Genomic DNA, 13,199 nt, shown 5'->3' on the forward strand with positions numbered 1-13,199 from the left:
AAAAAAACCAGAAGCGAAAATCGTTGACCGAACAAGGGGAACAAAGATGAAGAAGACGATATTTCAAATCACCACGGCTCTCGCGCTCCTTACCGCAGCCGGCGCCGCCAATGCCGCAGACTGCAAGGTAACGGTCGGCCTGGTGATGGAATTGACCGGCCCCGCCGGCGAATACGGCCAGGCGGGCGCCAAGTCCGTCGAAATGGCCTTCCGCGATATCAATGCCGCCGGTGGCGTGCATGGATGCGATCTCGTGACGGATACGCGCGACAGCCAGAGCCAGGGCAATGTTGCCGTCGATGCGGCCACGCAGCTCGTGCAGGTGAAGAAGGTGCCGGCCATCATCGGCGGCATCATCTCCTCGGTCACGATCCCGATCCTGACCTCGGTGACGGCACCTGCCAAGATCGTGCAAGTATCGCCCGCCGCCTCCTCGCCGACGCTGACGGCGCTTGGCCACGACGGCAAGACCAACGGCATCTTCTTCCGCACCATCACCTCGGATTCGCTGCAGGGTATTGCGGCCGCCAAATATGCGATCGACAAGGGCTTCAAGAAGCTTGCGATCATCCACGTCAACAACGACTTCGGCGTCAACATGGTCGCGGAATTCTCCAAGGCCTACAAGGCGCTCGGCGGCACGATCGTCTCGACCACGCCTTATAATGAGAAGCAGTCGAGCTATGCCTCCGAAGTCACAGCCGGCATGGGCGGTGATCCGGATGGTCTTTATCTCGTCAGCACACCGGTCGACGGCGCGACCATTGCCCGTACCTGGATCTCGCAAGGCGGCCCGCAGAAATTCCTGCTCAACGACGGCATGAACAGCCCGGACTTCATCGATTCCGTCGGCGCCGACTATCTGAAAGAGGCCTACGGCACCTCCTCGGGCACGACACCGACGCCATCGACCGATTACTTCAACAAGAACTACAAGGATTTCTCAGGCATCGAGCCGACCAACCCGGCCGCGGACCGCGCCTACGATGCCGGCGCGATCGTCGGCCTTGCGCTGGCGATCGCCGGCGACGACACATCCAAGGTAAAGGATGCGATGTTCAAGGCCGTCGATCCGAAGGGCACGCCGATCTATGCCGGCAAGGAAGAGTTCGCCAAGGCGCTTGGCCTGATCAAGGAAGGCAAGCCAATCCGCTATGAAGGCGTCATCGGACCGGTCTCCTTCGATCAGTATGGTGATATCACCGGCCCCTTCCGCCTTTGGAAGATTGCCGACGGCAAGGTCGCCACCGATGGCCAGCTGTCGATGGAGGACGTCGCCGCGCTCAAGGACAAGATCAAGTAGGCATCCTTTCCATAAACGGCGAGGCGCACCAACGGACGCGCCTCGCGCGAAGACATCCTGGCGTAACCCCCTTTAGCGGCTGATCGGTCGACACCGCCATCCGGCATAGTTATTGAGAGATCATCCGCTGATGGCCAGCAACGTTGCCAATCCGACCTTGTGGACGCTGACGGCGGGGTCAGCGCCCGAACTTTCTAGCACCACACCTTCCCGCTCGGACGTCATCGTGATTGGCGGCGGCTTCACCGGCCTGACCGCAGCGCTTCACCTTGCCCGTTCCGGCCGATCCGTCACCGTCCTCGAGGCCGGGCGGCTGGGCGCCGGCGCGAGCGGCATGAATGCCGGCTTCGTCGTCCCGAACTTCGCCAAGGCAGATCCAGCAACTGTCCGCCAGAAGCTGGCGCGCGATAAGGCGGACGCCCTATTGTCGTTGGTCGGCGCGGGCGCCGACGATGTCTTTGCAACGATTGCATCAGAAGAGATTTCTTGCGACGCGGCACAGACCGGCTGGCTGCAACCGGCCTATGGCGACGACATGGCTGCAATCTTGCGTCAACGAGCAAAGGATTGGACGGAGCTTGGCCGTCCCGTTGAATTTCTCGACGCACGCGTCATCCAAAACGAAACAGGCATGGAGATCTATTCCGGCGGATTGCTTGATCATTCCGGCGGCACCATTCATCCATTGAGTTATCTCTATGGGCTTGCGCGTGCCGTGATCCGGCGCGGCGGCGCGATCTGCGAGAACGGCAGGGTCGAAGGCGTCGAACGACATGGCGGTACCTGGCGCGTCAGCCTCGCCGGTCGCGAAATCGAAACGGATGTCGTCATCCTCGCCACCAACGCCTTTACCGATGGCATAGCCGCGCGCATGGGCCGAACCGGCGTGCCGCTGAAGGTCTATCAGGTCGCAACAAAGCCGGTCGATGACGACACCGTTGCACGGATCGCTCCGCATCGCCGGCCCGTCGGCGACACGCGCTCCAATCTCTTCACCTACCGGCTCGATCGCGACAACAGGCTGATCAGTGGCGGCATGGCCATCAATCCGATTGGCGCCTTCGAACGGGTCGGCCGCGCCATTGTCGACCGGCTCGCATCCGAACTCCGCCTACCGCGTCATCCCGGCGTGGAGATCGTCTGGACCGGAACCGCGATCATGACGCCGGACTTCCTGCCGCGTCTTTACCGTTTCGGCGATGGCTTCTTCGGAGGGATCGGCTGCAATGGCCGCGGCATCGCCATGACGGCACAGCTCGGCCGAACGCTTGCGAGATTGGCACTTGGCGAAACGGCGGGCTCCCTGCCGATCCCGCTCCAATCCAGCCGTCCTCTGCCATTCCACGGTTTTGCACCGGTCGTCGCCTCGCTTGCGCTGGCGCACGCACGCTTCGATGATTGGCGAGCCGGGCGCCGATAGTCGGCCGGAAGATCCATCTTTATCGTCGCCGACACAGCCTCAGGCAGTAATTGACCATTAATTCTATAGAGAAAGAAATTAAGACGCGACCACATCCCCAAAAACGAAATGCCTTTCCTCGTAGCCCGGCTTTGAATGCTGCATCGTGGCGCCGAATGAAATCGGAGCCTGCCTATGAACGCGCAATTGCACCATATCAACGCCACGCATCCCGAAGCCGACTTGCTGGAGACCGAGCAACAGGCGCTGGCCGTTGCGCAGGCACTGGCCGCACGTTTTGCCGCAAACGCCTCGGAGCGTGACAGCGAAAGGCTGCTTCCGTTTGCCGAGATGGATGCGCTGTCACAATCCGGATTGCTGGCGATTACCGTTCCAGAGGAGTATGGCGGCCTGGATGTCTCGAATGCCATTCTGGCCGAGATCACGGCGATTCTGGCACAGGCCGATGGCTCGCTGGGCCAGATCCCGCAGAATCATTTCTACATCCTCGAAGCCTTGCGTGTCGACGGCTCGGAAGATCAGAAGCGCTACTTCTTCGGCCGCGCGCTTGCCGGCGATCGTTTCGGCAACGCGCTGTCCGAGCGCGGCACGAAGACCGTCGGGCACTACAACACCCGTATTACCCGCGACGGTCCGGGCTATCGCATCAACGGCCGCAAATTCTATTCGACAGGCGTTCTCTTTGCCGACTGGGTGACCGTCTTCGCGCTGGACGAGGCCGACAAGCTGGTCATGGCCTTCGTTCCAAGGGGCACGGAAGGCGTCGAAATCATCGATGACTGGGATGGCTTCGGGCAGCGCACGACCGGTAGCGGCACTACGGCTCTCAATAATGTCTACGTCAATGCCGACCACGTCGTCCTGCATCACAAAGGCTTCGAACGCCCGACGACGATCGGCTCGGTCGGTCAGATCATCCATGCCGGCGTCGATCTCGGCATCGCAAGAGCCGCCTTCGCCGAAACACTGGATTTCGTAAAAACCAGATCGCGCCCCTGGACGGATAGCGGCGTGGAGCGCGCGACCGACGATCCGCTGACGATCGCCAAGGTCGGGCAGATCGCTATCCGACTGGAGGCTGCAACCGCGACCATCGAGCGCGCCGGCCGCAAGGTCGATGCCGCCCAGGTCGAGACGACGGAAAAAAGGGTGGTCGAGGCGACGCTCGCTGTTGCGGCGGCCAAGGTGCTGACGACGGAAATCGCCATCGAGGCGACGAACACGCTGTTCGAGCTTGCCGGAACGGCATCGGTCAAGCTCGACCTCAATCTCGACCGGCACTGGCGCAATGCCCGCACGCATACGCTTCATGATCCCGTTCGCTGGAAATATCACGTCGTCGGCAATTACCACCTCAACGACGTCACTCCGCCGAAGAATGGTGCGCTCTGACGGATAGGCAGACAAAAGCCCCGCCGCGGGCGCCGGGGCTTCAATAGCATTAGAGGGTTAAATCAGGGCAACCAGGCAGGAGCCTATCAGTACCGATCCGCATTGATTTCCCCGGACTGACTAGCGGAGGCCGCGAGACCTTCCAGACCGGTTGCAACGACCGATACCCTGAAGACGCCATCGAGGTTCCTGTCGAAGATCGCGCCGACAACGATATCGGCATCCGCGAAGACTTCGTCGCGTATGCGGCTGGCGGCCTCGTCGACCTCGAACAGCGTCATGTCCGTGCCGCCGGAAATGGAGATCAGCACGCCGCGGGCGCCCTTCATGCTCATGTCGTCCAGGAGCGGGTTGGCAACGGCGGCATCCGCGGCTTTCAAGGCGCGGCCCGGCCCCGTCGCCTCGCCCGTTCCCATCATGGCTCGACCCATTCCACGCATGACGGATTTGACGTCGGCGAAGTCGAGGTTGATGAGGCCTTCCTTGATAATCAGATCGGTGATGCAGCTGACACCCGCATAGAGGACCCGGTCTGCCGTCACAAAAGCATTGGCGAAGGTGGTCGTGGCATCCGCAATGCGAAACAGGTTCTGGTTGGGAATGACGATGACGGTGTCGGCACTTTCGCGCAGGCGCTCGATACCTTCGTCGGCGGTACGCATGCGTCGGTTGCCTTCGAACGTAAAGGGCTTGGTGACGACGCCGACCGTGAGGATGCCCGCCTGCCGCGCGACCTGAGCGATGATCGGGGCGGCACCTGTTCCGGTGCCGCCGCCCATTCCGGCCGTGATGAAGCACATATGCGTGCCCTGGAGATGATCCATGATCTCATCAATGGATTCCTCAGCGGCCGCGCGTCCGATTTCCGGCAGGGAGCCGGCACCGAGACCTTCCGTCACCTGTGCGCCCAACTGAATGCGTCTCGTCGCTTTCGACATCGCCAGCGCCTGCGCATCCGTATTTGCCGCGATGAATTCGACGCCCTGAAGTTTTTCCGCGATCATATTGTTGATCGCGTTGCCGCCGCCACCGCCGACACCCACAACGGAAATCTTCGGTATAACCTCGGAGAGTGGGGTGCGGATATCGGGCATAAAGAACTCCATTGGATCAATTTCATTCTCGATCGCGATCGCCTGCCGCTTGTCAAAGCGGACACCGGAGCGATTCGCGCGAGCGAAGAGATCCTAGTGAGGAACGTGTGCGCATTGCGGCGTGTGCCGGCCGCCCTCCACAGAATAATGAGTTGAACACAGGATTTGTGAGGCAAATATCGAAAGATGCATCATCCCGGCATCGTGTGAAGCCCACACCGGGGGAGTGCGCACAAAGCCGCGGTGGGTTTTGACCTCGGTCAAACCCGCATTGAAAGCCGGTCGCGGTGATCGATCTTGAGTATGGGTGGAGTCATCGCCGACATGGACTGCGACCCCACCCGCTTTTCAGATTGCGCGACGTCTTCCCCTCGGCATTCAACTGTAGAGGCTCACCTCGGGGATCTTGTCGTTGAGAATGAACTCCCCGACTTCCTTGGCCTTGTAGAAGACAGGATCGTGCAAGGTGTGCGTCCGGACATTGCGCCAGAAGCGGTCGAAGCGATGCTTTTCGGCGGTCGAACGCGCGCCAGTGAGCTCGAAAACCCGGGCGGTGACATCGAGAGAGACATGCGTGGCGTTCACCTTCGCCGCATAGGCTTCGGCCGCCGCCTCGCCGCGTTCCCGCGCCGTCGCCTTGTGGCCCCGTGCGAGCGCCTCCTGAACCACGACGGCAGCACTATCGGCCAAGGCAGCCGATGCCTTCAAGGCGGCGGTGAATTCACCGACACGCTCGAGAATATACGGATCGTCCGATGCACGCTCGACGCCGGACGTGATCCAGGGCCGCGTCGTGGTGCGGACATAATCGACAGCCTCGCGCAATGCGCCTTCGGCCGTGCCGAGATAGAAGTTCACGAAGACCAGCTGGATAAGCGGCGTATTGAAGGTCGCAAGCACCGGCGCCTCGCTGCCGACTGTTGCCGCCCTGTCCAGATCCTCCTCATAGACAGGGAAGTCGTGGAACTCGACGCTGCCACTATCGGAAAGGCGCTGACCGAAATTATCCCAGTCGTCATTGGCCTTGTAGCCAGCCCGATTGGTGGGAACGGCAAAGCCGACGATCCTGTCATCAAGCGCGGCATTGGCATTGATATAATCGGAGACATGCGCTGCCGTGGAGAAGGATTTGCGGCCATTCAGAACATAGCCGTTGCCGCGGCGCGTCAGCACGAGGCCGGGATCGCGCGGATTGACCGCAGCGCCCCAGTAAAGGCTGTTGGCAACCGTCTTGCCGCCGAGTTCCTGCGCGCGCGCCTCGTCGAAAGCCCAATTGATATATTGGCTATTGACGTAGTGATAGCCGAGAAGCTGGCCGATGGAGCTTTCACCGCGTGCAAGAATGCGCACCAGCCGCAAGCCATCCACCCAATCGAGACCGCCGCCGCCGATCTGCGCGTCATGCAGCGCGTTCAGTAGCCCGGTATTCTTCAGTTTGACGATTTCGCCGAGCGGCGGCCGACCTTCGCGATCAAGCTCTGCGGCACGCTTGGAGAGATCCGCAGCAATCTCTTCGGCCCTGGCAAAGAAATCCTCCCGCGTGGCGTTTCGATCGCTCGCGAAGACGACGTTGGACTGGCTCATGATATGAACTCCGGTTCATGGACGTAATCCGGCGGGATCGGAAGGTCCCGCCGGCAAATCGAGGACGGCCGCTTAGAAAAGCTTGTCCGGTATCCAGCTGGCGGTCACCGCATCGCTGGCGCTGAAGGCCGGAACTTTCTTGGCCAGTTCCTCGATCGTCTGGACGTTGGCCGCACGAAGCCCCTCCTGCGTCAGCAGTGTCGGCTTGACGGTGATCTGATGCGGAACATCCTGGCCTGCCACCTGCAGGGCGGCAGCACGAATGGAGACAGCGCCGACGACGGCAGGGTTGGTCGCGACGGTCGCAACCCAAGGGCTGCCCGGCTCGGTGATCTCCTGAATGTCGGCCGTCGATACATCAGCCGAATAGATCTTCAGCTTATTGGCGATGCCGAGATCCGTGGCGGCAAGCTTCACACCGCGTGCGAATTCATCGTAGGGCGCGAAGATGACTGATATATCGGGATTGGCCGCGAGCGCTGCCTTGGCCTGATCGGCGGTCGAGGTCGCCGTGGTATCGCTGACATTGCCGAAACGGGCCTTTTCGACCACGCCGACATTCTGCTTCTTGAACGTTTCCCAGACCTCGTTACGGCGGTCGAGCGGCGCGAAACCAGCGACGTAGACATAGCCTGCCTTGAAACTGTCGCCATTCTCCTTGGCGATCTGCTTCAAGGCGAGATCGGCAAGCTCGTGGTCGCTCTGTTCGACCTGCGGGATCTTCGGATTGTTGAGATTGACGTCGAATGCCACGACCTTGATGCCCTTGTCGAGCGCTTGCTGAACGACATCGCCGAGCGATTCCGGCAGGCCATGGTCGATGACGATGGCGGAGACGCCGAGATTGATCGCCTGGAGAATCTGTTCGCGCTGCGCGGCAGCGTCCTGACGCCCGGGGAAGACGCGCAGATCGATATCGAGCGCCTTCGCCTGTGCTTCAGCGCCGGCCTGATAGGCCTGGAAGAAGTCGCCGGCGGATATGTAGCTGACCAAGGCGATCTTCACGCCACCCTTGTCAAAGGGCGCGGGGGCGCCATTCACACCGCCAGCCAACGCCGCCTGCGCAAGAAAAAGCGGAGTAACGGCCGACAGGGCAAGCCGTGTGATAAGTCTCATCGTCGCGATCCTCACGATCCATCGGAAGCGTCGTCTGACGGACAGATAACCCTGCGACGCATATGATTATTAGATATAATCTCTATGCTTTTAGTAGATTAATTCATCCGATTTTCGCTAGCTTCGGAGATTCTTTGTTCGTCGGCGGAATGGTTGGCGGCAAGGACTTGCCCCGTAAATGAGCCGCCTCCCCCAATTCAGACCCAGACGGATAGACCTCAGGCAAAAGGCTCCGCGAGCATCTCCTCGAGATCCGCCCTCGCCTCGAGCGAAAGATAGGGGCGTAACAGGCTTGCGACCTGACTGAGCCCCCAATGCACATGCTGGGGGGTAAGATCGCCAACCCCTTCCTGAAGGCCGAGATAGACGGCCCAATAGGTCGCAACGATCCGCATATTGGTCATCAGTGCCTTGCGATCATCCGCGGCGGCGCTAATCAGCCCGGCATCCTCCATGCGCTGAAAGATGGCATCGACGGAAACACGCATACCGGCGCTGACCATCAGGATCGGCGCTCTCAATCCCGGTGCGATTGCCAGCAGACCGGGAATATCGCGAAACAGGAAACGGTGGGTCCAGACGAGCGAGAACCATTTGCGCAGAAAACCGGCATAGGCTTTCGAATCCGCTCCCTGGACCGTATCGGCCTGCCTGACGAGCGCCAACGCATCAGCCTCGAAGCGGGAAAACAGGGCCAGCACCAGCGATTCCTTGGTGCGGAAATGATAGTAGAGGTTGCCCTGATTGATGTGGACGGACTTGGCGATTTCCGCCGTGGTCACCGCCTCCGGGCCTTTGAGGTTGAAGAGCGACAGTGTCGAGACGAGGATTCGTTCGCGCGTATCGGGCCGCGCCGCCGCCTCCGTCGTCTTGCCTTTGTTGGCAGTCATGTCGGTTCCCCCCTTGAAGCCCTAAGGTATCCACCTTATTCTCTGTAAGGCAAATACCTTAATGCTGATCTACAGGCATCCGCCGGGCTGAACAAGGAGACTGAAGGATGAATGCACACGCGAACGGTGCCGATCTCCCGCAGACGACGTATCCACTCACCCCGCGCTCGATGCCGCATGTCCTCTTGTCACTGATCCGCAATCCGCTCGAGGCGCTGCCGCCGGAAATTTTCACCAAGCCCGTGGTTTTTACCCGGATGGGCGGCAAAATGCGTGTCTATCTCGCCGAACCGGAGCTCATCTATCAGACGTTGGTTCGCAATTCCGATGCGCTCGGCAAAGGCGACGATGTACGCCGCGTCCTGGGTCCTGCGCTTGGCAACGGCATACTTACATCCGATGGCGCGCATTGGAAATGGCAGCGCCAATCCGTGGCCGGCGCCTTTCGCCATGAAAAGCTTCTCGAACTTCAGCCGGCCATGATTGCAGCCGCCGGGCGCAGGCGCGACCTCTGGCTCGCCCACAAGAATGCCTCCCTCGACCTGTGCCAGGAAATGATGCGTACCACCTTCGATATTATCGTCGAAACGATGATGTCGGGTGGCGATGGCATCGATGTCGACAAGGTCGAGCGCAACATCACCAATTTTCTGAAGCCGACAGGATGGAAATTCGCGATCGGCCTTCTTGGCCTGCCCGACTGGATGCCCCATCCCGGCAAGGAGAAGGCGCGAGCGGCCGTCGCTTTCCTGCGAGCGACCCTTGGAACGGTAATCGCCGAGCGGCGGCGAAGCGGCGAGGAAAGAAGCGATCTGGTTTCCATGCTGCTCGAAGCCGCCGACCCCGAAACCGGCCGCATGATGTCTGACGAGGAGGTCATCAACAATCTGATGACCTTCATTACGGCCGGACACGAGACCACGGCGCTCGGCCTTGCCTGGACCTTCCATCTTCTCGCCCGCCACCCCGACTGCCAGGCGAAGCTCTTCGAAGAGATCGCCGAGGTGACCGGCGGCGGCCTATTGCTTGCCGAGCATGTCGGCAAGCTTACCTATGCCAGACAGGTCTTTTCCGAAGCCATGCGGCTTTATCCGCCGGCACCGATCATCTCGCGCGCAGTGGTGCGTGATTTTACCATCGGCGCCTATACGATCCCGGCCGGCACGATCATCTATGTGCCGATCTATGCAGTGCATCATCATGCCGACCTTTGGGAAGATCCGCAGATCTTCGATCCCGATCGTTTCGAACCAGAGGCGGCCAAAAACCGCCATCGCTACGCCTTCATGCCCTTTGGCGCCGGTCCGCGCGTCTGCATCGGCAACGGCTTTGCCGTGATGGAAGCGGTCGCCATCCTTGCTGTCCTTTTGCAGAAATTCCGTGTGACCGGCTCGAACGAGCCCTCGCCGAAGCCAGTCATGAAGGTCACATTGCGGCCGATGCATCCGCTATCGATCAATCTTATCGAGCGATAGACGAGCCGGCTGCTCCACCTTCAGCAGAAGCGAGAGCGTTTCGCCTCAGCCGCCCCAGGTCTGCTCGAGGACACGAACCCAATTCTGATGCGCGATCTTCGCGAGCGCCCCGTCGTCGAAGCCATGCGCGCGCAGAGCGTCGATCAGCTTCGGCAGGCCGCTCGCATCGCCGAGCGCCGCCGGAATGGTCGTGCCGTCGAAATCGGAACCGAGCGCCACATGCTCGATGCCGATCCGCTCGGCGATATAGGCGACGTGGCGAACGAGGATATCGAGCGGCGTATCCGCATTCCTCACGCCATCGTCACGCAGGAAGAGCACGCCGAAGTTGATGCCGACCAGACCGCCGGTGTCGCGGATCGCATCAAGCTGCCTGTCGGTCAGGTTGCGACTGTGCGGGGAAAGCGCGTGGGCATTGGAATGCGAGGCGACCAGCGGCGCATTAGACAATTTCGCAATATCCCAGAAGCCCTGCTCGTTCATGTGCGAGAGATCGATCATGATCCTGAGTTCGTTGCAGGCGCGAATCAAGTCCTTGCCGGCGTCGGTGAGGCCCGGGCCGATATCCGGCGTCGAGGGGAAGCGGAAAGGCACGCCATGGGCAAAGACGTTCGAACGGCTCCAGACGGGTCCAAGCGTGCGCAGGCCGGCCTGATGCAAGACATAAAGGGCATCGAGATCGGCGGCGACCGCTTCCGCGCCTTCGATATGGAACACGGCAGCGAACTGGCCTTCGGCGATCGACTGCTTGATGTCGGCGGCCGAGCGGCAAACTTTCACCGCTCCTTCCGACCGGGCCTCGATCGCGAGAAGAAGCCGCGCCATGGCCAGGGTTTCATTCAGCGCGTCGGGCTGGGCAGGGGTCGCGAAATCGCCGTTCTCTGGCTTAGGCTGATCCGGCGACGGGATGAATATGGCGCAGAGCCCGCCTGCCAAGCCGCCATGACGGGCGCGGGGCAGATCGATATGTCCAGCAGCTTCGCCATTCAGGAAAGCGTTGACGGAATTCAAGCCGCCACGGCGCAGCCGGAGCAGCACGTCGTTGTGGCCATCAAAGACGGGGATTATCGAAGATTCGGTCATGTCTCATTCCAAAAACTGCAGTTGATATCTGCGTGGGTAGGCTTGGCGGGATGGGCAAATGCAAACCACGCACGCGGTCTGCGAAGAACGGAACTGGTCGCTCGCAAGACACAGGGTCAAAGAACGTCGGGAAAATACGATAGCGGCCGAGCCGTGCCAAGCCGGACGTGCCAAAAGCGGAACGGTTTTGGACCGATTTGCAAAATCGCCCACATAAAGCGAGCTTTCGCTTTCACTTGGAAGAGCCGGCGCGGAGGATACAATCCTTTCGCCGCATCAGACCAATAAAATGTATTGGCGCGACACAGGCGGGCTCTGTCAATTGCCATATTTTGGGACAATTGCAGCGGGAATATAAGTTTGACGACCCGTAAGGCTTGCCTTTTCGAAAAGGCGCAGCAAATGAAAGCCTTAGTGTGATAAAAGAGCTGAAGAGACACGGCAGGGATTGCGGCATTCCGGCTCGCGGAAGAGGACAGCTCGAGACAGGTTTCAGACCCTATCCGATCGAAGCAGGGGTCAGTATCCCCTGGTCGTGGATGAAGAGTTGACGGCGATGCCCATTTTCTGCCCCGGTGGTGTTCGAGGAGACCGGATTGTCTGATTTGCGACGCGAAGAACGATCCGAATCTGCGTCAGACGAGACGAAGGAACAGCCATGGCGCAAGGACAGAAAATCCTTGCAGTCAGATCGGCGGCGCTTTCCGCGACAGGAGGAAGCGGCGACAGAGGAAGCGCTGCCTCCGCCAGCCTTGCAGCCATTGAAGTTCTCGACTCGCGACATCGAGCCGGCCGAGCAATTTGCCGCCTGGCAGGCCTATGTCGCTCCCGTGGCCGACGTCCGACTGCCGGATAATGTCTCGCCGGAAGCCGGCTTCGCTGCGGACCACATCGCCTGGAATCTCGGCGGCATGCTCATCGTTCAACAGGACACGCCGCCCCACAGCTACATGCGGTCACAGGCGAAAGCGAAAACCAATCACATCGATCACTGGCACATTTCCTTGCTGAGCAGTGGCCGCACCTGGACAGAGGTCGATAGCCGTGTTCTGGAGGGCAAGCCGGGCAAGGTGGAGCTGCGATCTTTGGGACATCCTTTTCGCGGGCGGTCCACCGAGGCGAAAACGCTTTCGCTGTTTCTGCCGAGAGCGCTGCTGTTTGACGTTCCCACACCCGTGGAGATCGAGAACAACGCCGCTCTCTCCGGCGTATTCACCAATATGCTGATCCAGTTTCTCGATAGCGTCGAAGACAATCTTCCGCGCTTTGCAGCCACCGACCTGCCGCATGTCGTTCAGACGGTACGCAATATGATTGTGGCTTCCGTTTCGACATCAGCGGCTCAATCGACCGGCATGGAGCAGCATAGCACCCTCGCCGTGACTGAGCGCGTGCGGCGGTTCGTCGAAGGCAATCTCAACTCAGGGGATCTGACGGTCGAGCGCATCTGCCGCGAGCTCGGCATATCCCGTACCAGGCTCTATCAGATATTCGAGCAATATGGCGGCGTGCATCACTATATTCAGCGCCGCCGTCTCCTCTCTGCCCATGCAGCCCTCAGCGATCCTGCCAATCGCGAGCAGATCGTCGACATCGCCTTTGCCGTCGGGTTTTCATCGGCTGCGCACTTCAGCCGGGCCTTCGGCAAGGAATTCGGCTACAGCCCTCGTGAGGCCAGAAACCTCACCATTCCGCGCTATCTCGGGCAGGTCATCTCGCCGGCGACGTCCGACAGCAGCCATTCCTTCGACGAGTGGCTGAAAACGCTCGGCTATTATCACTAGACAGCGAATTCTCATGCGCTTTGGACGTTAGCGCGGCCGCTCGGCGCGCGCGTCAATG

At 60.4% G+C, this 13,199-nt stretch carries 10 protein-coding genes; 5 read left to right on the forward strand and 5 right to left on the reverse strand.

From position 1 onward, the window contains the following. Positions 1-46 precede the first annotated feature (46 nt). The 3 genes from ACIQWP_RS17235 to ACIQWP_RS17245 all read left to right on the forward strand — a co-directional run bounded on the left by ACIQWP_RS17235 (position 47) and on the right by ACIQWP_RS17245 (position 4,115). Positions 47-1,303 carry an ABC transporter substrate-binding protein gene (locus tag ACIQWP_RS17235; RefSeq protein ID WP_402789393.1) on the forward strand — a complete coding sequence of 419 codons (1,257 nt, stop codon included), beginning with the start codon at positions 47-49 and terminating at the stop codon, positions 1,301-1,303. A gap of 130 nt (positions 1,304-1,433) precedes the next feature. Then, entirely contained in the window at positions 1,434-2,723 is a 1,290-nt protein-coding gene (locus tag ACIQWP_RS17240) for an NAD(P)/FAD-dependent oxidoreductase (protein WP_402789396.1), read from the forward strand. A gap of 174 nt (positions 2,724-2,897) precedes the next feature. Next, entirely contained in the window at positions 2,898-4,115 is a 1,218-nt protein-coding gene (locus ACIQWP_RS17245) for an SfnB family sulfur acquisition oxidoreductase (protein WP_402789399.1), read from the forward strand. An 86-nt stretch (positions 4,116-4,201) separates the two neighbouring features. Here the strand turns inward: ACIQWP_RS17245 and ftsZ are convergent, their stop codons facing one another. The 4 genes from ftsZ to ACIQWP_RS17265 all read right to left on the reverse strand — a co-directional run bounded on the left by ftsZ (position 4,202) and on the right by ACIQWP_RS17265 (position 8,799). After that, positions 4,202-5,209, reverse strand: a complete 1,008-nt coding sequence (gene ftsZ / locus ACIQWP_RS17250) for a cell division protein FtsZ (protein WP_402789401.1) — start codon at positions 5,207-5,209, stop codon at positions 4,202-4,204. A 378-nt stretch (positions 5,210-5,587) separates the two neighbouring features. Further along, entirely contained in the window at positions 5,588-6,793 is a 1,206-nt protein-coding gene (locus ACIQWP_RS17255) for an acyl-CoA dehydrogenase family protein (RefSeq protein WP_402789404.1), read from the reverse strand. A 72-nt stretch (positions 6,794-6,865) separates the two neighbouring features. Beyond that, positions 6,866-7,909: a substrate-binding domain-containing protein gene (locus ACIQWP_RS17260; RefSeq protein ID WP_402789407.1), complete on the reverse strand. Its 1,044-nt coding sequence runs from the start codon at positions 7,907-7,909 to the stop codon at positions 6,866-6,868. 218 nt (positions 7,910-8,127) lie between these two features. Then, positions 8,128-8,799 (reverse strand): TetR/AcrR family transcriptional regulator, encoded by a 672-nt coding sequence (locus ACIQWP_RS17265; RefSeq protein WP_402789410.1) that lies wholly within the window; start codon positions 8,797-8,799, stop codon positions 8,128-8,130. A gap of 107 nt (positions 8,800-8,906) precedes the next feature. On the opposite strand from ACIQWP_RS17265, the gene ACIQWP_RS17270 reads away from it, so the two are divergent. Continuing rightward, positions 8,907-10,274: a cytochrome P450 gene (locus tag ACIQWP_RS17270; protein ID WP_402789413.1), complete on the forward strand. Its 1,368-nt coding sequence runs from the start codon at positions 8,907-8,909 to the stop codon at positions 10,272-10,274. A 45-nt stretch (positions 10,275-10,319) separates the two neighbouring features. On the opposite strand, the gene ACIQWP_RS17275 is transcribed toward ACIQWP_RS17270, so the two are convergent. Beyond that, complete coding sequence (locus tag ACIQWP_RS17275; protein ID WP_402789416.1) at positions 10,320-11,357, reverse strand: dipeptidase; 1,038 nt, start codon at positions 11,355-11,357, stop codon at positions 10,320-10,322. Between the two features lie 680 nt (positions 11,358-12,037). On the opposite strand from ACIQWP_RS17275, the gene ACIQWP_RS17280 reads away from it, so the two are divergent. Beyond that, a complete protein-coding gene (locus ACIQWP_RS17280; protein ID WP_402789419.1) occupies positions 12,038-13,141 on the forward strand; it encodes a helix-turn-helix domain-containing protein in 1,104 nt (367 codons plus the stop codon). The last annotated feature ends 58 nt before the right edge of the window (positions 13,142-13,199 follow it).

This window comes from Rhizobium sp. NPDC090279 (assembly GCF_044769665.1).
Taxonomy (GTDB): domain Bacteria; phylum Pseudomonadota; class Alphaproteobacteria; order Rhizobiales; family Rhizobiaceae; genus Rhizobium.